This window comes from Luteimonas sp. R10 (genome assembly GCF_045689605.1).
Lineage (GTDB): Bacteria > Pseudomonadota > Gammaproteobacteria > Xanthomonadales > Xanthomonadaceae > Luteimonas.
In genome coordinates this window covers 1,267,944-1,292,372 of the sequence record NZ_CP141262.1, presented here as the reverse complement: position 1 = coordinate 1,292,372, position 24,429 = coordinate 1,267,944, and the positions used below count along the sequence as shown (strand labels likewise).

24 protein-coding genes are annotated in these 24,429 nt (G+C 71.0%); 6 read left to right on the top strand and 18 right to left on the bottom strand.

The window, feature by feature from the left end; all coding sequences use genetic code 11:
• Positions 1 to 106 precede the first annotated feature (106 nt).
• Positions 107 to 955 (bottom strand): DUF2884 family protein, encoded by an 849-nt coding sequence (locus tag U3649_RS05525; protein WP_407353875.1) that lies wholly within the window; start codon positions 953 to 955, stop codon positions 107 to 109.
• A gap of 162 nt (positions 956 to 1,117) precedes the next feature.
• On the opposite strand from U3649_RS05525, the gene U3649_RS05520 reads away from it, so the two are divergent.
• Positions 1,118 to 1,759 (top strand): OmpW/AlkL family protein, encoded by a 642-nt coding sequence (locus U3649_RS05520; protein WP_407353874.1) that lies wholly within the window; start codon positions 1,118 to 1,120, stop codon positions 1,757 to 1,759.
• Positions 1,760 to 2,044: 285 nt separating this feature from the next.
• Here the strand turns inward: U3649_RS05520 and U3649_RS05515 are convergent, their stop codons facing one another.
• Positions 2,045 to 2,926 carry a DMT family transporter gene (locus tag U3649_RS05515; RefSeq protein ID WP_407353873.1) on the bottom strand — a complete coding sequence of 294 codons (882 nt, stop codon included), beginning with the start codon at positions 2,924 to 2,926 and terminating at the stop codon, positions 2,045 to 2,047.
• Positions 2,927 to 3,078: 152 nt separating this feature from the next.
• On the opposite strand from U3649_RS05515, the gene U3649_RS05510 reads away from it, so the two are divergent.
• Entirely contained in the window at positions 3,079 to 3,627 is a 549-nt protein-coding gene (locus U3649_RS05510) for a DUF1415 domain-containing protein (RefSeq protein ID WP_407353872.1), read from the top strand.
• A 24-nt stretch (positions 3,628 to 3,651) separates the two neighbouring features.
• Here U3649_RS05510 and U3649_RS05505 read toward each other — a convergent pair whose 3' ends face one another.
• The 12 genes from U3649_RS05505 to U3649_RS05450 all read right to left on the bottom strand — a co-directional run bounded on the left by U3649_RS05505 (position 3,652) and on the right by U3649_RS05450 (position 12,841).
• Positions 3,652 to 4,356, bottom strand: a complete 705-nt coding sequence (locus tag U3649_RS05505; protein WP_407353871.1) for an HAD family hydrolase — start codon at positions 4,354 to 4,356, stop codon at positions 3,652 to 3,654.
• Positions 4,356 to 5,063: a pseudouridine synthase gene (locus U3649_RS05500; RefSeq protein ID WP_407353870.1), complete on the bottom strand. Its 708-nt coding sequence runs from the start codon at positions 5,061 to 5,063 to the stop codon at positions 4,356 to 4,358. The genes U3649_RS05505 and U3649_RS05500 overlap by 1 nt, the downstream gene beginning before the upstream one ends.
• Positions 5,064 to 6,119 carry a class I SAM-dependent methyltransferase gene (locus tag U3649_RS05495; protein WP_407353869.1) on the bottom strand — a complete coding sequence of 352 codons (1,056 nt, stop codon included), beginning with the start codon at positions 6,117 to 6,119 and terminating at the stop codon, positions 5,064 to 5,066.
• A gap of 82 nt (positions 6,120 to 6,201) precedes the next feature.
• Positions 6,202 to 7,074, bottom strand: a complete 873-nt coding sequence (locus U3649_RS05490) for a Crp/Fnr family transcriptional regulator (protein ID WP_407353868.1) — start codon at positions 7,072 to 7,074, stop codon at positions 6,202 to 6,204.
• A gap of 261 nt (positions 7,075 to 7,335) precedes the next feature.
• Positions 7,336 to 7,683 (bottom strand): RebB family R body protein, encoded by a 348-nt coding sequence (locus U3649_RS05485; RefSeq protein WP_407353867.1) that lies wholly within the window; start codon positions 7,681 to 7,683, stop codon positions 7,336 to 7,338.
• Positions 7,684 to 7,777: 94 nt separating this feature from the next.
• Positions 7,778 to 8,098, bottom strand: coding sequence for a RebB family R body protein (locus tag U3649_RS05480; protein ID WP_407353866.1), 321 nt, complete (start codon positions 8,096 to 8,098; stop codon positions 7,778 to 7,780).
• Between the two features lie 72 nt (positions 8,099 to 8,170).
• Positions 8,171 to 8,737, bottom strand: a complete 567-nt coding sequence (locus U3649_RS05475; RefSeq protein WP_407353865.1) for a hypothetical protein — start codon at positions 8,735 to 8,737, stop codon at positions 8,171 to 8,173.
• A gap of 43 nt (positions 8,738 to 8,780) precedes the next feature.
• Positions 8,781 to 8,978 (bottom strand): hypothetical protein, encoded by a 198-nt coding sequence (locus U3649_RS05470; RefSeq protein ID WP_407353864.1) that lies wholly within the window; start codon positions 8,976 to 8,978, stop codon positions 8,781 to 8,783.
• 49 nt (positions 8,979 to 9,027) lie between these two features.
• A complete protein-coding gene (locus tag U3649_RS05465) occupies positions 9,028 to 11,208 on the bottom strand; it encodes a hypothetical protein (protein WP_407353863.1) in 2,181 nt (726 codons plus the stop codon).
• A gap of 63 nt (positions 11,209 to 11,271) precedes the next feature.
• A complete protein-coding gene (locus U3649_RS05460) occupies positions 11,272 to 11,730 on the bottom strand; it encodes a hypothetical protein (protein ID WP_407353862.1) in 459 nt (152 codons plus the stop codon).
• A gap of 212 nt (positions 11,731 to 11,942) precedes the next feature.
• Positions 11,943 to 12,179, bottom strand: coding sequence for a RebB family R body protein (locus tag U3649_RS05455; RefSeq protein ID WP_149194335.1), 237 nt, complete (start codon positions 12,177 to 12,179; stop codon positions 11,943 to 11,945).
• A 104-nt stretch (positions 12,180 to 12,283) separates the two neighbouring features.
• Entirely contained in the window at positions 12,284 to 12,841 is a 558-nt protein-coding gene (locus tag U3649_RS05450) for an RNA polymerase sigma factor (protein ID WP_407353861.1), read from the bottom strand.
• 313 nt (positions 12,842 to 13,154) lie between these two features.
• On the opposite strand from U3649_RS05450, the gene U3649_RS05445 reads away from it, so the two are divergent.
• Entirely contained in the window at positions 13,155 to 13,415 is a 261-nt protein-coding gene (locus tag U3649_RS05445) for a hypothetical protein (protein WP_407353860.1), read from the top strand.
• 157 nt (positions 13,416 to 13,572) lie between these two features.
• On the opposite strand, the gene U3649_RS05440 is transcribed toward U3649_RS05445, so the two are convergent.
• Together U3649_RS05440 and U3649_RS05435 are read right to left on the bottom strand one after the other, a co-directional pair.
• Positions 13,573 to 16,071 (bottom strand): ABC transporter permease, encoded by a 2,499-nt coding sequence (locus U3649_RS05440; protein ID WP_407353859.1) that lies wholly within the window; start codon positions 16,069 to 16,071, stop codon positions 13,573 to 13,575.
• Positions 16,068 to 16,775 (bottom strand): ABC transporter ATP-binding protein, encoded by a 708-nt coding sequence (locus U3649_RS05435; RefSeq protein WP_407353858.1) that lies wholly within the window; start codon positions 16,773 to 16,775, stop codon positions 16,068 to 16,070. Before U3649_RS05435 ends, U3649_RS05440 begins: the two co-directional genes overlap by 4 nt.
• 137 nt (positions 16,776 to 16,912) lie before the next feature.
• On the opposite strand from U3649_RS05435, the gene U3649_RS05430 reads away from it, so the two are divergent.
• From U3649_RS05430 to U3649_RS05420, 3 genes are all read left to right on the top strand, one after another.
• On the top strand, positions 16,913 to 17,605 hold the full coding sequence (locus tag U3649_RS05430; RefSeq protein WP_407353857.1) for an arylesterase: 693 nt from the start codon (positions 16,913 to 16,915) through the stop codon (positions 17,603 to 17,605).
• Positions 17,606 to 17,764: 159 nt separating this feature from the next.
• Positions 17,765 to 20,296 (top strand): hypothetical protein, encoded by a 2,532-nt coding sequence (locus U3649_RS05425; protein ID WP_407353856.1) that lies wholly within the window; start codon positions 17,765 to 17,767, stop codon positions 20,294 to 20,296.
• A gap of 127 nt (positions 20,297 to 20,423) precedes the next feature.
• A complete protein-coding gene (locus U3649_RS05420; protein ID WP_407353855.1) occupies positions 20,424 to 20,975 on the top strand; it encodes a DUF3016 domain-containing protein in 552 nt (183 codons plus the stop codon).
• A 211-nt stretch (positions 20,976 to 21,186) separates the two neighbouring features.
• On the opposite strand, the gene U3649_RS05415 is transcribed toward U3649_RS05420, so the two are convergent.
• A complete protein-coding gene (locus tag U3649_RS05415) occupies positions 21,187 to 23,172 on the bottom strand; it encodes a BCCT family transporter (RefSeq protein ID WP_407353854.1) in 1,986 nt (661 codons plus the stop codon).
• Positions 23,173 to 23,248: 76 nt separating this feature from the next.
• Complete coding sequence (locus U3649_RS05410; protein WP_407353853.1) at positions 23,249 to 24,340, bottom strand: hypothetical protein; 1,092 nt, start codon at positions 24,338 to 24,340, stop codon at positions 23,249 to 23,251.
• Positions 24,341 to 24,429 lie beyond the last annotated feature (89 nt).

Below are 24,429 nucleotides of genomic sequence, written 5' to 3'. Positions count from 1 at the left end.
CTGCCGGCTCGAGTGTGCGTTTTCCGGAGTTGGGCGAAGACCCAAAAAAAGCCCCCGGGGGTGCGGGGGCGGGGAAATGCGACGACTGGAACGCCGCAGGGATGGGTCAGGTCCCGTCGTGGTCCCGACCGCCTTTGACTTCGACCCGCAGCAAGTCGAGCGGACGGCCGTCCGGCAGCCGGTATTCGAGTGCGTCGTCGATGCGGTCGAGCCGGCGCATGCGGGTGCACAGCGCCTCGGCATTGCGCTCGAGCGCCTTGGCGCGCGGCTCGATCAGCGCCTCGAGTTCGGCATCCAGGTTCTCGAGCCGCTGCAGGCCGGCGGTGTCGCCGCCGAACGCCGCACGCACCGCGCCGCCGACGATGTCGCCGATCACCGTGGGCAGAACGTCGCGCACCGCGCCGCCGATGGCATCGCCGAGCGCGTCGCTGCTGTAGCGGCTGGCGGAGAAGGACTCCGCCAGCCGGGCGTCCAGTTGCGTACGCGCCTTCTCCAGCCTGCGCCGGCTGGCCTCGGGGTCGCTGCTGAAGCCGGCCGCCACCTCGCCCAGGGCGACGAAGGCGATCTCGGTGGCGTCGCGGCCGATCTCGCGCGCCAACGGCATCACGGCGCGCGCCTCCCGCTCGTACTCGGCCACCCGGCGGCGGTCGGCCGCGCCGAGCGTGACCCAGCGGTCGTCCACGAACAGCCGGCCCTGCCGCATCACCAGCTGCCGCGGCGTCCCCGCATCCCGGGTGAAGATCGCGCTGCGCTCGGACAGCGAGAAGTCGTAGTCGCTCTCCACCTCGCAGGACGTCTCGATGCTGGTGCCGGCCGCGGCCATGCCGCCGCACGCGAGCAGCGCCGCGGCCGCCGTCGATCGCCATCCGCAATGGATCATCGCCGTCCCCTCGTTGGTCGTCGACGGCGATTGTCGCGCCCGGTCGCGCACCCGTCCCATGCCGGTGGACGGCATGACTTTCGTCAGGCGCGGTTGGCCTATCTGAACCGACTGAAGCGGACGTGAAACGCCGGCCGCGGTTTAACGGCCGGGCCAAGCGCGGTTCACCCGCGGCTGGCTAGTGTGGCCGCGCCTGCTCCCGGGGCACACACAACATCGATAACGAGGAGATCCCCCATGTCTACATTTCGCAAACTGAGTCTTGCCACCGCCATCGCCCTGGTCGCCAGCCCGGCCGCCTTCGCCCAGGACACCGGCCCGCTCTCCACCGACACCGCCTCCGGCAAGCGCATCTCCGTGGTCGGCGGCGTGACCCTGCTGCAGCCGGACTCCGATCCCCTGCCCGGCGCGCGCATCGACGTCGACGGCGATCCCGCGCCGACCGTGAGCGCGACCTACCACGTCAACGACAACATCGGCGTCGAGCTGTGGGGCGCGGCGGACAAGTTCAATCACCGCGTGCGCGGCGACGGCGGCAAGATCGGCACCATCGACCAGCAGCCGATCGCGCTGAGCGGCCAGTACCACTTCGGCCGGGCCGACAACACGTTCCGGCCGTTCGTGGGCCTGGGCTACTACCAGTCGAACATCAGCAACGAGGACCTCAATCCCGGCGACGACCACGTCGGTCTGACCACGCCCAAGGGCGCGATCGGCACCGTCGGCCTGGACCTCAACATCACCCCGACCTGGTTCGCCCGCGCCGACGCGCGCTACATGCGCGCCCGTGCCGACGCCCGCGTGGCCGGCGAGACCGTTGCGCGCGACATCGAGCTCGATCCGTGGACCGTGGGGGTGGGCGTCGGCGCCCGCTTCTGACGGGACGGGTGCCAGCGCCAGGCACCGAAGGCGGGCCCTGAGGGGCCCGCCTTTTCTCTGACTCTTCTCCCGCCCGGGACGATTCCTGCCGCCGGCGCCGTCGCGGTGCACCTGCCGTTCTCGCGAGCCGTCGAACTTGTCGCAGAAACGCGTGAACGCCGGTGTGGAGGCGACGAAACGAGGTCCGGCAAGCGCCAGGTTCACCTCTGCGCTCGATCTGCATCCATCCGCGTTGATCCATGGGCAGAATGCTTGCTTTCTTTCCACGGTGGCGAGTGAGGTCGGCTACGGCGGCGCGGTGACCACGTGCACGCGTTCGCGGCGCAGGAGGTAAAGGCCGCTGGCGATGATGATCGCGGCCCCGACCCAGGTGATGGTGTCGGGCAACACCTGCCACACCGTCAGGTCCAACAGCACCACCCAGACAAGCCCGGTGTATTCCAGCGGCGCGATCTGCGAGGCCTCGCCGAGGCGGAAGGCATGGGTCAGCGCCACCTGGCCGAGCGCGCCGCTCAGGCCGACGCCGGCGATCGCCCAGGCGTCGTGCGCCTGCACCGGCACCCAGTCGCGCCAGGCCAGCGCGCCGGCGCCGAGCGCCAGCAGCACCAGGAACCAGAACACCATCGCCTCGGTGCTGTCGCGCTGGGCGAGCACCCGCACGGTGATCGCCGCCGCCGAATAGCAGGCGGCCGCGAGCAGCAGCGCCAAGCCGGCCAGGGTCGCCATGCCCTCGCCCGTCGGACGCAGCACCACCAACACGCCGACCAGGCCGAGCGCGATCGCGGTCCAGCGCCGCGGCCCGACCTTTTCCTTCAGGATCGGCACCGCCATCGCCGTGACCAGCAGCGGCGCGACGAACACGATCGCGTAGGCGGTCGACATCGGCATCCGCGCCAGGCCGTAGACGAAGCCGAACATCATCGCGATGCCGAGCACGCCGCGCAGCAGGTGCAGGCGCCAGTGCACCCGCAGCAGCGACGACGCGCGCCCGCTCAGCGCCACCCACAGGCACACCAACGGCAGCGCCGCAGCGCCGCGCAGGGTGGCCACCTGCAGCGGCGGGTAGTCGGCCGCGAGCCATTTCATGCCGGCGTCCATCAGCGCGAACAACAGCACCGCAAACAGCATCCATAGTGCGGCGCGGCGAGCGGGATCGGGCGGCGGCATGCGGGCATGAGGGGAGACGACCGGGCGCACAGCTTAGGGCTTCGCGTGCAGGCGGGCCATCGGCGCACCCTCGTTACGGGGCCGGGACCCGACCACCAGCCCGCATGACCGGCGGCCGCCGGCATACACTGCAGACGCCGCGAGGACTCCGAATGACCGCCGATGCCACCACCGATCCGATCGCCGAAACCCGCCGCTGGCTGCAGCGCGCGGTGATCGGCCTCAACCTGTGCCCGTTCGCCAAGGCGGTGGCGGTGAAGAGCCAGGTGCGCTGGGTACTGAGCGACGCCGCTTCGGAGCCGGACCTGCTGGCCGCGCTTGGCGTCGAACTGGCGCTGTTGCGCGATACGCCGCCCGCGATCGTCGACACCACCCTGCTCATCCATCCGCAGGTGTTCGCCGACTTCTACGACTACAACGATTTCCTGGGCACCGCCGACGCGCTGGTCGCGGAGATGGACCTGGAGGGCGTGCTGCAGATCGCCAGCTTTCATCCGCAGTATCGTTTCGCCGGCAGCGGCGAGGACGACATCGAGAACTTCAGCAACCGCTCGCCCCATCCGATGCTGCACCTGCTGCGCGAGGACAGCGTGACGCGCGCGGTGGCCGCCTATCCGGATGCGGACGCCATCATCGGGCGCAACATGCGGACGCTGCGGCGGCTGGGACACGACGGCTGGCGCAAGCTGTTCGCCGACTGAGCGGCGACACCCGCCCGGCGGGCGTCAATCGGCGCGGGACAGCGCAGCCTCGAGGAGACGCCGCGCCTGCTCCAGGCCGTCGACGATGCGATGGCCCAGCGCGCGCGCCGCATCGTCCGGCGCCACCAGGTCCGGAACCTGGATCGGCGTCATGCCCGCTGCCAACGCCGCGCGCACGCCCGGCAACGAATCCTCCAGCGCCACGCAGCGCGCGGGATCCACGCCGAGACGGGTGGCCGCGAGCAGATAGATGTCCGGCGCGGGCTTGGACGCATGCACTTCGTCCCCGGTGGCCAGGATCCGGAAGTAGCGGCGCAACCCGCACCGCTCGAGCTTCTGTTCGGTACGCCAGCGATGCGTGGAGGTGACCACGGCGCGCGGCACCCCCAGGCGCTCGATCCAGTCCAGCATCCGCCGCACGCCGGGACGCAACGGCAGGCCCGACTCCACACGCAGATCGTAGAGCGCCTGGGTACACGCGGTCAGCGCCTCGGCCTCGGCCTCCGGCAGGCGTTCACGCAGCATTCGCGCACAGGCCGCGTCGGACAGGCCGATCATCGACAACCACAGGGTGTCTTCCAGCGCCAAGTTCAGGTCGCGCGTCGCCTGCCGCCAGCACTCGAGCAGGCTGCGTTCGCTCTCGATCATCAGCCCGTCCATATCGAACAGCACCGCAGCCGGGCGAAAGCCGATCGGGGAAGGAGATGGGGTCGCCTTGAAACCATCCATCAACCGCTCTCCTCGAACAGACGACGCCGGTCGATCGCGTTCAGCACGCGCCAACGCCCGGCCTCCAGGCCGTCCAGCGCCAGCCCGCCGACGCGGCTGCGGTGCAGGCTTTCGACGTAGTTGCCGACGGCGGCGAACATGCGCCGCACCTGGTGGTAGCGGCCCTCGGTCAGGGTCAGCCGGACGTACTGCGGTTCTAGGACATCCAGCCGCGCCGGCTTGAGCGGCGTCGTCTCCGATTCCAGCAGCAGCGTGCCGCCGGCGAACGATGCCGCCTCGTCGCCGCGCAGCGGTTGCGCCAGCCGCGCTTCGTAGACTTTCGGCAGGTTGGATCTCGGCGCGATGATCCGGTGCAGCAACGCGCCGTCGTCGGTCAGCAGCAGCAGGCCGCTGGTGTCGCGGTCGAGCCGGCCGACGGTGGACAGCGCCGGCGTGCGCAGGCGGAAGCGCGGCGGCAGCAGGTCGTACACCACCCGTCCGGGATCGCGCGTCGAACAGGTATAGCCGACCGGCTTGTGCAGCATCAGCAACATGCCCTGGGGCGGATCCAGCGGCTCGCCGTCGACACGCACCTGGGCATGCGCGACCACGTCGTCGGCGTACAGCACCTCGCCGCGCGCGTCGGTCACCCGACCCTCGCGGCACAGCAGGGTCGCCTGCCTGCGGCTGCCGTAGCCGAGATTGGCCAGGAGGCGCACCAGCTTCATCTAGGGCCCGCGACCGCGAATGGCGCATGCCCTGCGCGCCTCGACGACCTTGAAGCCTTGGCGCTGCGCCACGATGCGCACCTCGCCGAAGCCCGCGCCCAGCGCCTGCTCGTACGGCAGCTGGCGGTTGGCCACCAGCCACAACGCCCCACCGGGCCGCAGCGACTGCGCGGCGGCGGCGATGAAGCGACGGCCGATGTCCGGCCGCGGCGCGCGGCCGCCGGCATGGAACGGCGGATTGCTGACGATGAAATCGTACTGCCGCGGCAGTCCGGCGGCGACGTCGTGCCAATGGAAGCCGAGCGCCACGCGATCGGCCTGCACGGCGAGATTGTCGACGGCAAGGTCGAGCGCGCGCTTTTCCGCCTCGTACAGGTCCAGCGCGGTGACGCCCGGGCAGCGTTGCAGCACCTCGGCGGCGAGAAAACCGTAGCCGGCGCCGAGATCGGCGCCGTGTCCGGCCAGCGTCGGCGGCAGATGTGCGGCGAGCAAGGCCGACGCGGCGTCGATCCGGTCCCAGGCGAAGACGCCGGGACGGCTGAGGAAACGCCCGCCGACCACCGGCCGCGGCGCATCCAGCGCGCGCCACTGCGCCGCGAGCGCGGCATCGCCGCCCCCGGGCCGGGCCCAGAACACCCGGCACTTGTGCTTGGACAGCGATGTCACCTGGCCGGCGATGCGCGCCAGGTCGGCTTCGCCGGATTTCGCGCCTTCGTCGTTGGCCTGGCTGGCGACGACCGTGCCGCCGTCGGACACCCGCGCCAAGGCCTGCGCGTACAGCGCGCGCGCCTCCTCGCGCTGGCGCGGCGGCAACAGCAACACCAGCGGATACCGGTCCTCGCCCGGCGCCCGGACCTCGAAGCCGGCGCGCCGCAGCGCATCGAGCTCGGGCCGGAAGCTCTGCTCGCACACCAGGCCGGGGCGCGGCTGCGCCGCCAGCGCGGGACCCGTGCGTGCGCGCAGGAACAACGCGCCGGCGCGCGGCCACTCGAGCCGGCCGCTCGCGAACGGCAGCAGCAGGGTTTCGAGCGCGGGATCGTCTTGGCCGGTCGGCACCGGGGCGCCTCCGTTGCTTGCGGGAAGCGCGGATTCTACGCGCCACCGCCGGCAAGCCCGCTCCGCGGGGCCGCGCCGGCCCTCAGGCCAATGCGCGCCCGCGTTCCGGGAACCGCGATGCCGGCGGCGATCGCGGCACGCCGCTTCCGCAGACGCCCGCCGACTCGCCGCCGGCCGGCGACGACAGCGCTTCCGGCGCGAGCCGCGCCTTCAGGCGCAGCGCCTCGAGATCGTTGATCCGCAGCACGTGGCGTCCACAGCTGATGATGCCGCTGCGGTGCCAGCACTGGAGCTGCGCGTTCAACTTCGAGCGGCTCGCGTTCACCATCGCGGCGAGGATGCCCTGTGTCGGCGGCAGCACCACCTCGGCGACGGTTCCCCGCGCACCGCCCTGCTCGCGCAGCCGCAGCAGCAGGCAGCGTGCGAGCCGCGACTCCAGGCGGTGCAGGCACATGTTCTCGAGATCGTCGATCGCACGGCGCAGCTCCAGGCACAGCGCGGCATGGGCGCGGCGCACCACCAGCGGCTCCGAGAGCAGGACGGGGAAATGCCGGCGCAACAGCTTCAGTATCCGCGTCGGTCCGCGCGCGACCGCGGTGAAGCTGCGCACCTGGCGGTCGACGAGCACCGTCGCGTCGACCGTGCCGCCCTGCTCCACGCTGCCCATGATCAGTTCCTGCCCGTCCGGCCCGTACAGCAGCTTGTAGACCTGGCCGCTGAGGACGAGCGCCAGAAAATCGCCGGCGTCGTTCTTGGAGAACAGGACGTTGCCGTCGTCCAGCGTGCATTCGACGGCGTTGGCCAGCACGTAGTCCCGCACCGGTGCGGGCAGTCCCTGGAACAGGGAGGATGCCTCCAGCGCGAGCGCGTTGCCGCGCACGCCCGCGCGGCCGGGTAGGTGGCGCGCGTCGGCCGGCGCGTGGGCGGGAGACGCGCCGGTCCCCGCTTGCGCCACGCACGCCTCCGTGTGCGGCCAAAGCGCCGCGTTTTCCATGCTTCCCCCCTGCGGCCGAAAGCGCCGGCGCGGCTGCCGCGCCGATGCTCCGATCCGGCCGGAAACCGGTCTTCCCTGTGCCGAACTGCCGCTCCCTTGCGGCAGCCGGTACAGCCCAGCGACTACGCACCGCGCCGCGCGACCTGACATGGGCGGCCCATGGCGGAGCCGGAACGTCGCGACGGCCGACGCCCGGCTCCGGCGGTACGGCATCTGCCGCGGTTACGGCCCCAGGCCCGCGGGCGTGGAGGGCTTGAACGCATTCAGCACGGTCAGCAGGCTGGTGAGGTTGTCCGACACGCCGGTCTGCGCGACCTTCTCGCTCGCACCGGCCGCCGCGGTGGTGTCGAGGGCGTAGACCTGCATCACGCCCTGGTTGCTGCCCGCCTGCGCCAGCGTGTTCTGCTGCTGCTGCGCCGCGACGGCGTTCTCGTAGAGAATGCCGGTCGAGTGCGCCAGGCTCTGGTAGACCGAGGCCATGCCGAAGGCCGGGGCCTCGCCGATGACCTTGACGTTGGACTGGGTCACCGCATCGGTGATCTGGTTGTTGACGGCTGTTGGATATGCCATGGAAACGTCCTCTGGAAGTGTGGATCAGTGTGCGCCGGCGCGACCGGGCGGCGCCATGTCGGCACGCGCCGCGGCGGCGCCGGCGGAGCACCGCTTACTTGAACGCGTTCAGCACGGTCAGCAGGCTGGTGAGGTTGTCGGACACGCCGGTCTGCGCGACCTTTTCGGTGGCCCCGGCGGCGGCGGTGGTGTCCATGCTGTAGATCTGCATCACGCCCTGGTTGGCGGCCGCCTGCGCCAGCGTGTTCTGCTGCTGCTGCGAGGCGACGGCGTTCTCGAACAGGATGCCGGTCGAGTGCGCCATGCTCTGGTAGATGGAACCCATCGCGAAGGCCGGGGCCTCGCCGATGACCTTGACGTTGGACTGGGTGACCGCATCGGTCACCTGGTCGTTGACTGCGGTTGGGAATGCCATGATTGAACTCCTCGGTGTCGACACGGCACGCGCCGTGCGATTCGAATAACGATGCGGGTGCCCGTTCGTGAACTAGGCGCCCGCCGCGCCGCTCGAATTCTGTGATGCGCCCTGCGCATCGGGTGCCGGCGGTGACGGTGCCGGTGTGCGCATCTCGTCCAGCAGCGTCTCGACGCGGTTCGCCAGCGGCGCCAGCTGCCGCTCGAAGCACGTCTGCACCTCGGCCCTGACCAGGTTGGCCAGGCGGTCGGCGATCTGCGCGATCGCGATCCGGCCGGCCGCCGGGCCCTGGGCATCGTCGGCCGGCAGCGCGGACGGGCGCAGTTCGGCGAGCGAGCCGGCGCTTTCGACCACCTTCAGGATGGCGCGATCCTCCTGTTCGCGCTCACCGGCCACGCGCTGCGCCAGCTGGCGCGCGCCCTCGACGATGTCGCGGATCGCCGCCTGCGCCTGCTGCCGTGCGTCCCGGATCGTCTGCGCAGCTTGCGTCGCGGGCACGTCGGACGCGTCCTGCCCGGTCTCGAGCGATTGCCTGAAACGCGCCAGCTCCTGCATCTCGGCGGCGGTCGGCGGCCGCTTCAGCCAATGCTCGGCCAACGCCAGCAGCTGGGCGAAAATGGGATCGTCGGATGCGTTCATGTCTTCTCCACAGGTGATCGGATTTCCGGCTACGGCTCCGCGTTCAGCGCGGCACGATCAAGCGGGCGATCGCGCGCCGCACCGCCTCGTCGCCCAGCCGTTCGAGCAGCAGGCCGAGCAGGTCCGGCGTGCCGGGGCCGGTCCGCTTCGCCGGGGCCGGCGCCGCGGGCGCCCGGTCGCACCGGTTCGCATCGCGCTCGCGAGCCGGCGCGGTCAGCAGGTAGTCGACGATCTCGTCCATACGGAAGGCTCCCGGATCCGGAACAGGCTGTCGGCCTGCGCCCATGCGCTCAGCCGTGCACCGTGGCCCTGCGCACCGTCGCCACCGAGCCCGGCGCCTTGAAGCCGTCGAACGCCTCCAGCAGCACCTCGGACGGCAGCGCAGCGGCGTCCGGCGGCGGGCCGACCGTGATCGCCCAGTACGCGCCGCCGATCTCCAGCAGCAGGCCCTGCAGTGCATCGAGCAGATCGACGCCGACCCGCCTGTGTCCGGTCGGCAGCAGGCCATAGGCCAGCAGCAGGCACATGCGCAGGAACTCGAGCCGGATGTCGGTGTGCTCGGTGCCCTGGCCGTCGGCGCCCAGCAGGTACGAGCGCCAGTTGGCGAACACCGTCAGCACGCGGGCCAGGACCTGGTAGCGCAGCGCGGCACTGCCGTCGGCGTCGCGCGACAGCTCCAGCACCAGGGCGCAATACCTCTCGTAGTAGGCCCGTTGGCGGTAGACCGGCCCCAGTGCCGCCTCCAGCTGCGCTTCGATCTCGGCCCGCGCGTCCTCGAGCACCTCCGCCATCGGCTGCTCCAGCGCACTCAGGCGGACGAACAACGCCACCTGCGCCGGGGTCAGCGCCTCCGAGGCCATGTAGGCCACCGCATTCCCCGCCGCCTCGAGCACGTCGGTGTCGATGTAGCCGTCCAGGTGGCGGAAGCCGCGATTGATGCGATAGCTCTCGATGGAGCCGAACAGGCCGGAGGCGCCGGTGATCGCATTGCTGCCCAGGTTGGTGTCGAAGGCGAGCTGCGGATACCGGGCCGCGACGTAGTTGCGATAGTGGTATGCATGCCCCAGGCGGAAGGCGTACGGCGTGCCGTCGCCGGCGGCCAGCAACCGGTACCAGTCGCCGTCCGCGCCCTCCGGGCGATCGTCGAAGGTCTCGCTCAGGGCCATGACGTTGCGCTTGGCGTTGAACGCCGCCGCCTCGCGCGAACGCGCGCTGCTGATGTCGTAGCGCCGCAGCAGGCGGCCGCGCCAGGTCAGGCTGTTGTTGCGGAACAGCTCGTCGAACAGCCCGTAAGGCACCTTCGTTCCGCGCGTGCCGCGCGGCGTGTCGCCGCGCCTGGCCTCCGCGGCCTTGGCGCCGGACAGCACGTAGTTGGCCAGGTCGACGAAGAACGCCTCGCCCGGGTAGCCGGCCTCGTGCAGCAGATAGCCGATCATCGAACGGTTGTCGGCGCCGAAGCCGCTGCCCTCGCCGCAATGGACATGCACGGCCATCCTTGCCGAGCGCCGTCCCTCGCCGGGGCCGAAGCGCCGCTGCAGCTCGCCGCGGCGATCGTGCAGGAACGCCATCAGCTCGCGATAGTTGCCGACCTTGTTCTCCGCGCCCAGCAGGTCGAGGCCGACGACGTCGGCGTACCCTTCGCCCGTCAGCAACGGCAGCACCTTGGCGTCGAGATACTTCCGCAGCGCCTCGTCCGGCATGTACTGGTGCGGGGTGTGCACCAGCAGTTTGTACGCGGTGCCGTTCTCGCGGTTGAAGGCGGCGGCGCGCTGGGCGAGGACATCCATTTCATCCTCGGTGGCCGCGGCCTGGATCCGGGTGATGCCTTCCTCCGCCAGCGACCGGAAGGTCGCGTCGATCCAGGCGTGGTAGCGGTCCCGTTGCGCGTCTTCCCAGTCCCGGTAGCGGGCCGGGTCCCCACCGCAGAACAGCTTCACGAAGCTGCCGCGCAGCTTGTAGGCGTCGTCGAACGGCGTGTACTTGTTGGCGCTGTAGATCTTGCCGTTGAAGTAGCGCACGGTCGCGAGCAGGTCGGGATCTGCCGCGTCCGGCGCGCGCAACGCCTTGCCGACCACCTCCGCCCGCACCGCGGCGAACAGCTCCGGCGCGTACGCCGGAGCGGCCAACACATCCATCGGCAGGTAGCCGCGGGCGCCCAGCAGCACGGCGGCCACGTAGACGTTCTCGGCCGCGCACTCGGCGCGCTCGTATTGCACCCGGTCGGCGACGGACCTGCCGAGCAGCCGGGCGAACGGGTTGCTCGCCGGATCGCTCATGAAGTCGAGCGCGAGGCCGAACAGCGCCAGCTCGCCCTTCGCCGCGTCGCCGGCGTGGTCGGCGTCGGCGAGCAGTCCGGCCAGGGATGGCCGCCCGTCGCCGCCATGCACGGCGAGGATGCCGCTGAAATGGCTGTGGTAATCGAACGGATACCGTTTGATCCGGACCGGCGCCGTCAGCTCGAAGTAACCCATGGTGGTCTCCTGCACGCGGAGGAAAGGAGTCGGGCGCGCGACGGGCGGCGCCCGGCGGCGCCGTCAGGACCCGCCCTTGCGGGCCGCCAGCAGGCTGCTGTACTTGGAGATGCTCTGGTCGATCTTGTCGATCGCGAAACTGGCCGACTCCGCCTCCATCGCCCCGGCGGCCGCGGCCACGGCGGCCGCGGCCGCCATCATCACGTCGGTCGCCAGCACCCCCAGCGCATCCTCGGCGGCCTGCGCCAGGTTCTGCTCGACCAGGTTCTGCGTCATCTGCTTGAGCAGGACACCCTGGCTGGCGAGCGCCAGCTTGCTGGCACCGTCGAAGTAGGCGGCCGCGGACTGCGCCACCAGGCCGGACGCCTGGCTGATCATCATGTCGGGCCCGATCGCGATCTGCGACGGTGCGTACGCCGTGTCCTCGGCGTTGCTCATCCGCACCGCCTGGACGATTTTCTGGTTGAGCGCGTCGGTGGCCGGCGCCGCCACACCCGCTTGCGCCAGCAAGTGCGCATTCATCGCGCTCAACGTCGTCGGGCGCACGGGCGCCGCGGCAGGCGGACTCGGAGGCGGCGGCGGCGGCGGGGGCGGGGGCGGGGGCGGGGAATCCTGCGCATTCGCCGCGTCATCGGCCTGCTGCGGAGCCTGCCTGGATTTTCTCCTGAACCAGAGGGCCATGGCTCAGCTCCTCCCGTCCGGGGCAACGGCACCAGGCGGTGCGTCCCGCCCGTTCACGACTTCTCTCCGATCGCCATGATCAGCCCCACGGCCTTGGAAATGACCGCGCTGGAGATCTGGTTCAGTGCCTGCTGGCTGTGCACCGCGTTCTGCAGCGCCAGCCCTGTGGAGTGGCTGGCGACCTGGTAGAGCGCGGCGATCGCCTGGGCCGGCGCTTCGGCGACGACCTTGACGTTGGTCTGCGTCACCGCATCGGTGATCTGTGCGTTGACGGGTGTGGAATCGGCCATGGAGGTGTCCTTGGGCGGTCGCAGGGAATCGAGTCGTTGCAATCGGCGGTGACCGCCGTGCCCTCATCCAAACGCGCCGGCGCGCAGTTCGTGAACGGCCGCGCTCATTCGCGCGCATCCGCCGTCCGCAGGCGCCGGCGCAGCAGTTCCACCCGCTTTCGCGTCAACGGTTCGCTGATGCGCAGGCGGTCGGCGATCGCCTTGTAGGGAAGCTCGTCGACGAAGCGGAGCGCGAACAGCCGTTTCTGCTCCCGCGTCAGCGCGGCGACCGCGGCCACCACGCGATCCACCTGGTCGCGCAGCTCCACGTGCTGCAACGGAGACAGGCCGCCGCCGTCGCAGGTCTCCAGCGCCGCCTGCACGTCCGCGGCGGCGTCCACGGTCGCGATTTCGCGCCGGCCGCGCCGGACGCCATCGAGAAAGACGTGACGCAGCACGACCATCAGCAGGCCCTGCGGATCGGTCAACACGTCCGGCGATCCGCGCATGAACAGCAGCGCCTTGATCGCGGTATCGGCGATCAGGTCGTCCGCACGATCGCGATGGCCGCCCGCCAGCCGCAACGCGCGCCGGCGGAGGTCGGGAAAGGTCGCGCGCCATGCCTCGATGAACATCTCGTCCGCGGTGCCGAACGCACCCGGGCCCTGCCGTCCTTCTCTCATCGCCCCGTTCCTCCGATCCGTGTCGGGCGAGTCTCGGAAGAGGGCACTGGCGACGGCTGTCACCTGCGGGACACACGGACGCAATGCGCGGACGGATTGCGCCTTATACGAAGGCAGTCACGCTCCGCTGCTGCGGAGAGTCACGGAATGGACCCGTTGCGCGTCACACGGCCACCGTTCGGCGCGGTGGCCTGCGGCGTCATGCACGCGGATGAACGCGGGCCGCCGCGTCCATGCAATGCCAACCTTTGCTTCATGCAACGCAAACGCCGGCGGCAACATGATCGAAAGCGATCAACCGGTGGAGGTCTGCATGCGTGCCCTTTTCGTTGGCGGTGTCGTCGACAACAGCGAACTCGACATGGACGGCGACTCGCCGCCCCTGCACTATCCGCCCGATACCGGCGGCGGCCAGCCCCGCTACCGGCTGCACCAGGTAGGCCGCAACAACGGCTCCGTCGCCTACGCGGTCTACGGCGCGCCGGAACTCTCGCCCGAACAGGTCAAACAGGTCGCCGACGAGCGCGCCTATTCGCGCCGGTTCGACGCCGAGCCCAGGGACGTGGAAACCTGAACCACGCCCCGCGCCGCACACGCCGCCCCAGAGCGCACATCCCGCTCCGCCACCCGTAGAGCGGAGCTCGCTCGCTGCTCTCGGCTCCGGAGCCTCCGCAGCCGAGCAAACTCGGTTCTACCGGCTCCGGTGGCGATGTCGCGCAGCGCGCGCCGGCTCAGCCCTGCAGCCCGCGCAGCGTCACCGACGGCGGCGCATCGAGCACCCGGCGCGTCGCCAGCAGCCCCGCGACCAGCGTGACCAGCACGCCGAGGCCGCCGCCGACCGCCGCCAGCCGCCAGTTCGGGTTCCACGGCAGGTCGAACACCTGCGAGGCGACCACGCCGGACAGCACCGAGGCCGCGATCGCCGCCACCAGTCCGGACAGCAGGCCGATGGCGGCGAACTCGGACGTCTGCGCCAGCCGGAGTTGACGGCGGCTGCCGCCGAGCACGCGCATCACCCCGCCCTCGAGCAGGCGCTCGTCCTGGCTGGCGCTGACCGCGGCCAGCAACACCAGCACGCCGGCGGCCAGCGAGAACCAGAACACCGCCTGCACCACCACCGAGACCTGGTCGGCGGTGCCGCGCACCTGGGCGAGCACCGCGTCGACGTCGATCACCGACAGGTTGGGGAAGCGTTCGACCAGGTCGGCGGTGAAGCGGCCGCGTTCCGGCGGCACCGACACCGCGGTGATGTAGCTGGCCGGATAGCCGTCCAGCGCGCCGGACGAGGCCAGCACGAAGAAGTTCGGACGGAAGCTCTCCCACTCCACGCTGCGCAGGCTGGTGATCGGCGCCTCCATCCGCTGGCCGGCGATGTCGAAAGCGATGCGGTCGCCGATCTTCCAGCCCAGCGTCTCGGCGAAGCCTTCCTCCACCGAGAATTCCGGCTGCGCCGGCGTGCCGTTCCAGAACTTGCCGGCGGTGACCCTGTTGTCGTCGCGCAGCGCATCGGCCATCGACAGGTTGAACTCGCGCTCGGCCATGCGCCGGGCGCGGGGCTGCGCATCGGCATAGGACTCGCCGCTCACCGCCTCGCCGTTGCGTCCGACCAGGCGCGCACGCACCATCGGGAACAGCACCGGCGGATCCACCTCCTGCGCGGCCATGAACGCGCGCACCGGGTCGAGCTGGTCGGGCTGCACGTTGATGATGAAGCGGTTGGGCGCGTTCTCCGCCAGCGCCAGCTGCCAGCGGTCGAGCAGGTCGGTGCGCACGAAGGTCAGCAGCAGCAGCGCCATCAGCCCCAGGCCCAGCGCCGACACCTGCGCGATGCTGCTGCCGGCGCGGCGGCTGACGTTGGCCAGACCGTAGCGCAGGCTGCCGCGCAGCCGTGTGCGCAGCCGCCGCACCAGCACGATCAGCGCCCAGGCCAGCAGCGCCAGCACCGCCAGCGTGGCGAGGATGCCGAGCAGCATCGAGGTGGCCAGCTCCGCCGAACCCGCCTTCCACCACAGCAGCGCGGCCAGGCCGCCGAGTCCGGCCAGCAACACCACCAGCGCCCCGGGCTCGACCGGATCCAGGTCGCGGCGCAGCACCCGCAGCGCCGGCACCCGCCGCAGCGCCAGCACCGGCGGCGCGCCGAAGGCCAGCAGCACCACCAGGCCGACGCCGTAACCTTGGACCGCCGGCATCCAGCCCGCGGCCGGCAGCTCGACCTGCAGCGCCTGCGCGATCCATCCGCCGACCGCCCACTGCAGCGCGAACGCCAGCACCACGCCGAGCGTGGCCGCGATCAGCCCGAGCAGCAGCAGCTCGCCGACGTGGATCCCGACCAGGGTGCGCTGGCTGGCGCCGAGGCAGCGCATCACCGCCGCACCGGACAGGTGCCGCTCGCTGTGGCGGCGCGCGGCCATCGCCACCGCCACCGCCGCCAGCACCACCGACACCAGCGCCGCCAGACCGAGGAAGCGGCCGGCGCGGTCGAGCGCCGAGTTCACTTCCGGGCGCGTATCGCGGATCGTCTCCAGCCGCTGCCCGCGCGCGAGGTTCGCGCGCGCGTCCGCGGCGAAACGCTCGACCGCACCGGTCTCGCCGGCCACCACCAGCCGGTAGCGGACGCGGCTGCCCTCCTGCAACAGGCCGGTGGCCGGCAGGTCGGCGAGATTGAGGAAGACTTTCGGCGCGACGTTGAAATAGTCGATCGAGGCATCCGGCTCCTGCGTCACCAGCGCCGCCAGGCGCAACTGCAGGGTGCCGATGCCGATGCTGTCGCCGATCCGCGCGCCGAAGACGTCGGCGCCGGCGCGGCTCATCCACAAGGTGCCCGGCGCGGGCACGCCGCCGGCCTCGCGCTCGGCACCGCCGGCGCGCTCGACGATGCGGAACGCGCCACGCAGCGGGAAGCCCTCGCCGAGCGCGCGCAGCTCGCCCAGCCGCGGTTCGGCGCCGGCGCGGATCATGCTGTCGAGCTCGACCGTCTCGGTGCGCCGCAGGCCGGCCGCGTCGGCGGCGGCGCGCACCTCGTCGCCGATCGGCGCGTCGCCGCGCAGCACCGCATCGCCGCCGAGCAGGCGGTTGGCCTCGATCGCCAGCGCGCGTCCGGCGCGATCGGTGACGAAGCCGACCGCGGTCACCGCCAGCACCGCCAGCACCAGCGCCGCCAGCATGATGCGGACCTCGCCGGCGGCCAGGTCACGGCGCAGCTGGGTGGCCGCCAGCGCGAGCGTCCTCATGCGTCGCCCACCAGGCGGCCGCTGTCCAGGCGCAGCATGCGGCGGCAACGCGACGCTAGGTGTTCGTCGTGGGTCACCAGCACCAGGGTGGTGCCGGCCTCGGCGTTCATCGCGAACAGCAGCTCGATCACCGCCTGCCCGGTCCGGGTGTCGAGATTGCCGGTCGGCTCGTCGGCGAACAGCAGCGACGGCCCGGTGACGAAGGCGCGCGCCAGCGCCACGCGCTGCTGCTCACCGCCGGACAGCTGCCGCGGGTAATGGCCCAGGCGCTCGCCGAGGCCGACCTTGCGCAGCGTCTGCTCCGCCGGGCCGCGCGCGTCGGCGTCGCCGCGCAATTCCAGCGGCAGCATCACGTTCTCGAGCGCCGTGAGCGAGGGCAGCAGCTGGAAGCTCTGGAACACGAAGCCGACCTTGTCCGCCCGCACCCGCGCGCGGCCGTCCTCGTCCAGCGCCGACAGCGGCTGGCCGTCGAGCGACACCTCGCCGCTGCTGGGTGTGTCCAGGCCGGCCATCAGCGACAGCAGCGTGCTCTTGCCGGAGCCGGAGGCGCCGACGATGGCGACGCTGTCGCCGTGCGCGATGCGGAACCCGACGCCGTCGAGGATGGTCAGATCGCCGGACGGCAGCGGCACGCGCTTGCCGAGTCCGATGACCTTGAGCGCGTGGCGGACGTCCGCCGAAGCGGCAGGAGTGGAATCGGCCATGGGAATCCTCGTGTGTGCGTCGCCATCGTCCGTGGCGGGGATTAAACGTTTCTTAAGAACTTCCGGGATCCTCGTCCCGGTTCGCCGGACCGACGCAGCGCTTATGCTGGCGGCCGGCCATCAGGAGCAGGAATCGCATGTCGTTCGACCTTCTTCGGTATGCGGCTTCCCGCCGCCGCATGCAATGGGCCATCGGTTGGGGACTGCTGCTGCTCGCGGCGCTCCTGCCCGCCCAGGCGGCGGACCCCGCCGCGACGCGCCGGGGCGCCGATGCGGCGCCGCACACGATCCTGGTGATGGGCGACTCGTTGTCGGCCGGCTACGGCATGGCCGCCTCGGAGGGCTGGGTGGCACTGTTGGCCGATCGACTCGCCGCCAGCCATCCCGACTGGCGGGTGGTCAATGCCAGCATCAGCGGCGAGACCACCGCCGGCGGTTCGTCGCGGATCACCGCCGAGGTCCTGCGGCACCGGCCGGCGGTGGTGGTGATCGCGCTGGGCGCCAACGACGGCCTGCGCGGGCTGCCGATCCGCGAGATGCGCCGCAACCTGGCCAGGATGATCGGCGCTTCGCGGCACGTCGGCGCCGAGGTGCTGCTGGTCGGCATGCGCATGCCGCCGAACCTCGGCGCCGAGTACACCCGGGACTTCGAGGCCTTGTACCGCGAACTGGCCGAGTTCTTCGACATCCCGCTGCTGCCGTTCCTGCTCGAGCCGATCGCGCTGGAGCGCGATGCGTTCCAGGACGACAACCTGCACCCCACCCCCGCGGCGCAGGCGCGGCTGCGCGATCACGTGTGGACGGCGCTGGAACCGCTGCTGCAGCGCTGACGCCGCGGTGCGCACCGCCGGGGAACGCGCGCGGCGGCCATCCACGGGAAGACCCCAGGCTGGGGTCTTCCCCAGCTTGAGGCGGGCGGCCACGCCCGGTATCGATGCGGTCTGCATACCCATGCGTATGCGCCGCCCTTCGGATACCGGGACACGACCGTGAGCCTCGAGACCATTACCAGCCGCTACGACACCGCCGCACTCTCCGATCCGCGGCTGTCCGATCTCCAGGGCCGCAACGGAGCCGGGGGCAGCCCCGAGAGCGAAGCGGCGCAGCGGACCGGCGGCGCCGGCGAGCACCTCGGCGGACGCGACGATACCGGGGACGAGCAAGCCCGGCTGCCGCAATCGAGCACCCCGCTGCCGGCGACCGATCGCGGCACCATCCAGGCGTTCATGCGCAGCAGCCGCCTGGCGGCGCCGCTGCTGCCGCCAGCGCCGCAGCAGGCGCCCGCGCCGCAATCGGCGGTCGACGCCGGCGCAGCGATGCCGAGGGTGTCCTACAACGACCAGTCGATATGGCTGCTCGGCAAGGCCGCGCAACAGCAGAACGCGCTGGACGCCGGACAGGCGCGGCTGCACATGGAGTTGGCGCGGGCGCTGGTCGGGCCGGAGGCGGGCGCCGCGCCGTTGCGGCTGGCCGGCAGCGACCTGGCCGCGCTCGGCTTCGCCACCGGCGCCTCCGCCGACGCGCTGCGCGGCATGCACCTGGAAGCCGCCGCGCGCTATGTCAATACCGCCATCGACCCGATGCACCAGCAGGACCGCCTGCGCAACGTGCTCGACATCGCCCACGCGGCGCCGGTGATGACGCCGCCGCCGCAACCCACCGCGGCCGAGATGAAGCAGGAACTGCGCGCCCTGCTCGGCTTGCCGGAGAAGGCCTTCAAGAAGATGAACGATGGCCAGATCGCGGCGAAGTACAACGAGGTGATGGCGGCGCTCGAGGCCGGCGGCGACTTCAAGATGAAGTTCGGCAAGTACAAGGTCACCTTCAGCGTCGACGGCGACGGCCAGGTCACCGCCTGCAAATGCAAGAAGGGCGGACTGTTCGGCGGACTGTTCTCCGCGATCGGCGATTTCTTCGGCAAGTTCGGCAAGACCATCCTCGGCATCTGCAGCTTCATCCCCATTCCCTGGATCGCCATTCCGGCGCGCATCGTCAGCGGGGTGATCGCGGTCGTCGACGGCGTCCGGAGCGGCAACGTGCTGCACGCGGTGGCGGGTGCCGCCGGCGCCTTGGCGGGCGGCGCCGGCGCGATCGCCGGCAAGCTCACGTCCAGCGTCGCCAGCGGCATCGCCACCGTCGCCGGCAAGGTCCGCGACGTCGCCCACGGCGCCCAGGCCGCGATCGCGTCGTTCCAGCGCGGCGGCCTCGGCGGCATCGTCAACGGCGTGCTGCAGGCGACGTCCACCGTCAGCGGTGCGTTCGGCGATGTCTTCGGCGGCGTGGCCGATGCCGCGCGCGGCGTGCAGCAGTGGGCCGACCGGGTACTGGTCGGCGAGAAGGTGGTGGTCGACATCAAGAACGGGCGCATCGTCGAGGCCATCGGCGGCGCGTCGGGACTGGCCGGCGCGGTCGCGGGAGACATCGGCGCCGAAGGCGTGGCGCGCGTGAGCGGCCAGATCCAACAGGCGGCGAGCCACGGCAACGATGCGGTGGAAACGGTGCAGGCGGTGCTGCGCGGCGACGTGGCCGGTGCGTTGGCCAGCGGCGCCGACTTCGCCGCCGGATTCGACCGCGCCTTCGGAACCCACGTGTCGCTGCAGTTCGACGCCGGCCAGGGCTGGCTCGGCGCGGCCGGCAAATGGATCGGGCACGGCGCCGATGCGCTGCAGATCGGCCGCCTGGTCGGCGATGGCCGCATCGGCCTGGCGCTCGCCTCGACCTCGGAGCTGATCGGCGAAATGGAGTGGGACGTCGCGCTCGGCACGGTCGGCGGCCGGATCGGCCTGACGCAGGCGGAATGGGATGGCCATCGCGGCCAGGTGCAGCAGACGATCGATGTCTGGACGGGGCTGGCCCGCGACGGCATCCGGGTGGTGCGGCAGGTGCGCGACGGCGACTACGACGGCGCCTTCGACGGCGCCATCGCGCTGGGCAACGGCGTCGCCGGCCATGTCGTGCCCGGCAGCGTCCTGCTCGACCCCGGGGCGGACTGGGTCAAATCCGTCCAGCGCGCGCTCGGCTACGTCGAGGAAGGACTGGCGGCGGCGGGCGAGGTCCGCGACGGCGATCCCGACGGCGCGCTGGATCGCGCGGCCGCCCTGTTCGCCGGTGCCGGGATCGACTTCGGGGCCGACGAGGGCACCCGCGGCGGGCTGATCCTCGCCCATCTCGGCGCCTGGGCCGGGTTCGGCGCCGACGGCGTGCGCATCGCCGCCGACGTGCGTGCCCAGGACGTCGCCGCGATCGCCTACGGTGCGCTCGAGCTCGGCATCGGACTGGGTGGTTACGTCGAGGACGCCGGCTCCGTCGCACTCGGCGACGCGCCGGCCTGGGCCGACGAAGCGCGCCGCCGCGGCGGGGACGTGATCGACATCGGACTCGAAACCCGGCGCGCGATCGCCGCCGGAGATCTGGCGGCCACGGTCCGCGCGGCGCAGGAACTGTACGAGGCGGTGCGCGCCGCGGTCGCGCGCAGGCACGACGGCGAAGCGCCGCGCGCGCCGCTGGCGCGAGCGGCCTGACGGCACGCCGCCGCACCCGCGCCGTCGGCTGAATGGACGGCGACCGCCGTCGCGCACGGCCGCCGATCGCGTTGCAAGCCGTTTCCCGCAGGCGCAGACTCGGTCACCCGCCTGCGGGAGATCCGTCATGAAATTCCTGCTTCCGATGCTGCTGTCCGGGCTGCTCTGCGCGACCACCGCCGACGCCCGGGTCCGCGACGTCACCGATCCCGATGCGCCGCGCGCACTGCCCACCGAAGGCCGCGTCAGCGTGGCCTGGACCGACCCGGCGGAGTTCACCGAGATCCGCCACAGCCGCAACCGCTGGGAAGCCAAGCGCGGCGACTGGGTGCGCCAGCTGGCCGAGCACCTGCAGACGCACGCCGAGGACCGCCTGCCCGAGGGACAGCGGCTCGACGTCACCATCACCGACATCCGCCGCGCCGGCAGCTACGAGCCATGGCTCGGCATGCAGTTCGACCACGTGCGCATGATGCGCGACATCTACTGGCCGCGCATCGAACTCAACTTCCGCCGCCTCGATGCCGCCGGCAACGTGATCGAGGAAGGCGAGCGCACGCTGAGCGATGCGATGTACCTGTCCAACACCTCGGTGACGCGGCGCAACGACACGCTGCGCTACGAGAAGTCGCTGCTGGACCAGTGGCTGCGGCGGGAACTCGGCGCGCCCGGCGCCTGAGCGCACGTAGGGATTCGGCTGCGGCCCGATGACGCCGCGGCCCGCCTCCCCGCCGACGGCGGGGAGGCAGTCAAAGCGCCGAACGGACTCCCTCTCCGTCACGCTCTTTCTCCGGCTGCGGAAGGGCCGGGCAAGCGCATGCCCGTGTGGGAGCGACGGAAGTCGCGACTGCCGTCGCTCCCACAGGGTGCGGCGCGGGGCGGCCCCTCGCTCAACGCACGATGTGCAGGAAGTGCATGTGGCGCTGGTACTGGTCGAGCACGTCGTGGATCAGCTCGTCCTTGTGCCAGCCCATGACGTCGTAGTCCTGCCCGCCCTCCCGCAGATGGACCTCGGCGCGGAAGTAGCGGATGTCCTCGGCGCGCTTGCGGCGCAGGTCGCTCATCGCGAAGGACGGCGGGTCGTAGGGGCGCGGGCGCACCGAGTAGAAGAAGTCCATCTCCTCGCCGTGGCCCACCTCCAGCCAGACGCGGCCGTCTTCGGCCTCGTCGACGCGCGCCTCCATGCCTTGCTTCTTCAGCTCCCCGGCCACTTCGGCCAGTGCCGGCTTGACCTGCTGCCGCAGGAACTCCAGCACTTCCTGCCGGCGCGGATGGTGCGCCATCGTGCGCAGGCGGGTCTTCCAGTCGAGCGGGCCGGTCGTGCCGAGCGGCGCCAGCCGCGCCTCGCGCATGCTCAGCTGCTTGGTCACTTCCAGCCGCATCGCCCGGACCATGCCCCAGCACATCAGCAGCATGACCACGGTGAACGGCAGCGCGCTGGCGATGGTGGCCGCCTGCAGCGCGTCCAGTCCGCCGGCGAACAGCAGCACCGCGGCGATCGCGCCCTCCACCAGCGCCCAGAAGATGCGCTGCCACAACGGCCCCTCCTCCTCGCCGCCCGAGGTCAGCATGTCGACCACCAGCGAACCGGAGTCGGACGAGGTGACGAAGAAGGTGACCACCAGCAGCGTCGCCAGCAGCGAGGTGATCGACGACAGCGGCAGCAGTTCGAAGAACTGGAACAGCGCCACCGAACTGTCCTCGGCCACCGCCTCCATCAGCCCGGCGGCGCCGTCGACCATCACCATGTGCAGCGCGGTGTTGCCGAAGAAGGTCATCCACATGAAGGTGAAGCCCAGCGGCACCAGCAGCACGCCGGTGACGAACTCGCGGATCGTGCGGCCGCGCGAGACGCGCGCGATGAACATGCCCACGAACGGCGACCACGCGATCCACCAGCCCCAGTAGAACAGCGTCCAGCCGCCGATCCAGCCGGTCGGCTCGTAGGCGTAGAGGTTGAACGTCATCGAGAACAGGTTGGAGACGTACATGCCGGTGTTCTGCACCAGCGTCTGCAGCAGGTAGACGGTCGGCCCGGCGATCAGCACGAACGCCAGCAGCGTCACCGCCAGGATCATGTTGAGCTCGGAGATGCGGCGGATACCCGCGTCCAGGCCCAGGCCGACCGACACCGTGGCGATGCCGGTGATCACCGCGATCAGGATCATCTGCGTGCCGATGCCGACCGGCACGTCGAACAGGTAGGCGAGGCCGGAATTGACCTGGATCACCCCGAAGCCGAGCGAGGTCGCCACGCCGAACAGCGTGCCCAGCACCGCGAACACGTCCACCGCGTGGCCGATCGGTCCATAGATGCGCTCGCCGATCAGCGGGTACAGGGAGGAGCGGATGGTCAGCGGCAGCCCGTGGCGGAAGGCGAAGTAGGCCAGCGACAGCGCCACCACCGCGTAGATCGCCCAGGCGTGGACGCCCCAGTGGAAGAAGGTGACGCGCATCGCCTGGCGCGCCGCGGCCACCGTTTCCGGGTCGCCGACCGGCGGCGTCGCGTAATGCATGATCGGCTCGGCCACGCCGAAGAACATCAGGCCGATGCCCATGCCGGCCGAGAACAGCATCGCGAACCAGGACAGATAGCTGTAGTCGGGCGTGCTGTGGTCCGGGCCCAGCTTGAGCTTGCCGAAGTTCGAGAACGCCAGCGCCACCACGAACACCAGGAAACCGGCCACCGCCAGCACGTAGAACCAGCCGGCGCTCTCGACCACCCAGTCCTGGACGTCGCCGAAGAGCGCGTCCGACCACTCCGGCATGAACGCGCCCAGAGCGACGAACACCAGCGCCAGGATCGCCGAGGCGAAGAACACCGGCGGGTTGATCTTGTACCAGCTGGCCTTGGCGGGCGTGGTGTTTTCGTTCATGGCATGGTCCCCGGTCGGCGCGGCGATCGCCGCGATCGTTGCACTCGGGCCGCGACGGTCGCGTCGCGGCCGCGCGTCAGAAATAGAAGCCGATATTGACGTTCAGGCGCGAGCGCCAGCGGTTGGACCCGGGCTCGTCGATGCCGATGCCGGAACCGCCGACGAACCACATGTTCCTGCCGGCGATCCAGTCGACGTAGGTGAACATCTTGTCCTTGGCGAAGCTGCAGCCGGTGACGTTCTGCCACGACTCGCGCAGGCCCGGGTCGTCGTCGACCGGCAGGGTCATGCTGAGATTGTTGTAGCAGGTGATGCCGTCGAACCAGCCCGGGCGCGGCAGCTCCCAGGCGACGTTGAAGGTCGGCACGTCGGCCTCGGCGGCGATCTCGAACGGAAACAGGAACGCCGACATCGCGATCCTCGGCTCCGGGATCCGATAGCGGTAGCGCGCCCACTGCAGCTGCACCGTGGCCGGACCGCGCTGCCATTGCGCGTGCAGCGCGGCGCCGTCGTGGCCATGCTCGCCGCCGTCGACGCGGTCCTCGACCTTGCCGGTGAACAGCGACGCGCCCAGCGCCACCTCGGCATCGTTCCAGTCGTGCGTGTACTGGTAGCGCAGGCTCAGCCGCTCGCGCTCGCGATACGGCAGCTCGTCGGTGGTGGCCACGTCGAACGAATAGCGGCCGAAGCGGGCGCCGGTGCCGTACTCGTCGCCGAAGAACACGCCTGCGTGCCACTGGTGCGCGCCCGCACCGCGCTGCCAGACCACGCCCATGTCGTAGTCGTCCTCGATGCCGAGGTAATAGCCGGATCCGAACCAGAAGCTGTGCGAAGCGTACGGCAGCAGCCCGAACGGCACCTGCTGGACGCCGGCGCGGATGTCGGAAGTCCCGTCCAGCTTCCATCCCGCCCATGCATGGTGCACGGCATCGAAACCGTCGTACCAGCGGTACTGCAGCGAGAAGAACGCCTGCCCGGCGCTGCCCTTGGCGTCGATGCGCACCAGTTCGGGCTCGAAATCCGTGCTCGGACCGTAGTCGAGCCAGCCGTAGCTGAAACGGACCGCGCCGCCCAGATCGAGTTCGGGATCGCCATCGGCCGCCTGCAGGGCTGGTGATCCGAGGAGCAGAAAAGCGCTGAAAACGAAGGCGGAACGGCGAAACGTCACGAGCGGTTTTCTCTCCCCGGCGCGTCCATGAACATGGATCAGGTTAGCGTCCATGTCCATGTGCCGCAAACCGGACTACGCCAGAGCCG

Coding starts and splice junctions, on each gene's coding strand:
- U3649_RS05465 (WP_407353863.1), bottom strand. CDS start 11,208: ATGGGTTACTTCGAGCTGACGGCGCCGGTCCGGATCAAACGGTATCCG.
- U3649_RS05415 (WP_407353854.1), bottom strand. CDS start 23,172: ATGAACGAAAACACCACGCCCGCCAAGGCCAGCTGGTACAAGATCAAC.
- U3649_RS05500 (WP_407353870.1), bottom strand. CDS start 5,063: ATGAAGCTGGTGCGCCTCCTGGCCAATCTCGGCTACGGCAGCCGCAGG.
- U3649_RS05505 (WP_407353871.1), bottom strand. CDS start 4,356: ATGGATGGTTTCAAGGCGACCCCATCTCCTTCCCCGATCGGCTTTCGC.
- U3649_RS05470 (WP_407353864.1), bottom strand. CDS start 8,978: ATGGACGAGATCGTCGACTACCTGCTGACCGCGCCGGCTCGCGAGCGC.
- U3649_RS05515 (WP_407353873.1), bottom strand. CDS start 2,926: ATGCCGCCGCCCGATCCCGCTCGCCGCGCCGCACTATGGATGCTGTTT.
- U3649_RS05475 (WP_407353865.1), bottom strand. CDS start 8,737: ATGAACGCATCCGACGATCCCATTTTCGCCCAGCTGCTGGCGTTGGCC.
- U3649_RS05440 (WP_407353859.1), bottom strand. CDS start 16,071: ATGAGGACGCTCGCGCTGGCGGCCACCCAGCTGCGCCGTGACCTGGCC.
- U3649_RS05445 (WP_407353860.1), top strand. CDS start 13,155: ATGCGTGCCCTTTTCGTTGGCGGTGTCGTCGACAACAGCGAACTCGAC.
- U3649_RS05455 (WP_149194335.1), bottom strand. CDS start 12,179: ATGGCCGATTCCACACCCGTCAACGCACAGATCACCGATGCGGTGACG.
- U3649_RS05510 (WP_407353872.1), top strand. CDS start 3,079: ATGACCGCCGATGCCACCACCGATCCGATCGCCGAAACCCGCCGCTGG.
- U3649_RS05485 (WP_407353867.1), bottom strand. CDS start 7,683: ATGGCATATCCAACAGCCGTCAACAACCAGATCACCGATGCGGTGACC.
- U3649_RS05420 (WP_407353855.1), top strand. CDS start 20,424: ATGAAATTCCTGCTTCCGATGCTGCTGTCCGGGCTGCTCTGCGCGACC.
- U3649_RS05480 (WP_407353866.1), bottom strand. CDS start 8,098: ATGGCATTCCCAACCGCAGTCAACGACCAGGTGACCGATGCGGTCACC.
- U3649_RS05525 (WP_407353875.1), bottom strand. CDS start 955: ATGCCGTCCACCGGCATGGGACGGGTGCGCGACCGGGCGCGACAATCG.
- U3649_RS05450 (WP_407353861.1), bottom strand. CDS start 12,841: ATGAGAGAAGGACGGCAGGGCCCGGGTGCGTTCGGCACCGCGGACGAG.
- U3649_RS05435 (WP_407353858.1), bottom strand. CDS start 16,775: ATGGCCGATTCCACTCCTGCCGCTTCGGCGGACGTCCGCCACGCGCTC.
- U3649_RS05520 (WP_407353874.1), top strand. CDS start 1,118: ATGTCTACATTTCGCAAACTGAGTCTTGCCACCGCCATCGCCCTGGTC.
- U3649_RS05430 (WP_407353857.1), top strand. CDS start 16,913: ATGTCGTTCGACCTTCTTCGGTATGCGGCTTCCCGCCGCCGCATGCAA.
- U3649_RS05460 (WP_407353862.1), bottom strand. CDS start 11,730: ATGAATGCGCACTTGCTGGCGCAAGCGGGTGTGGCGGCGCCGGCCACC.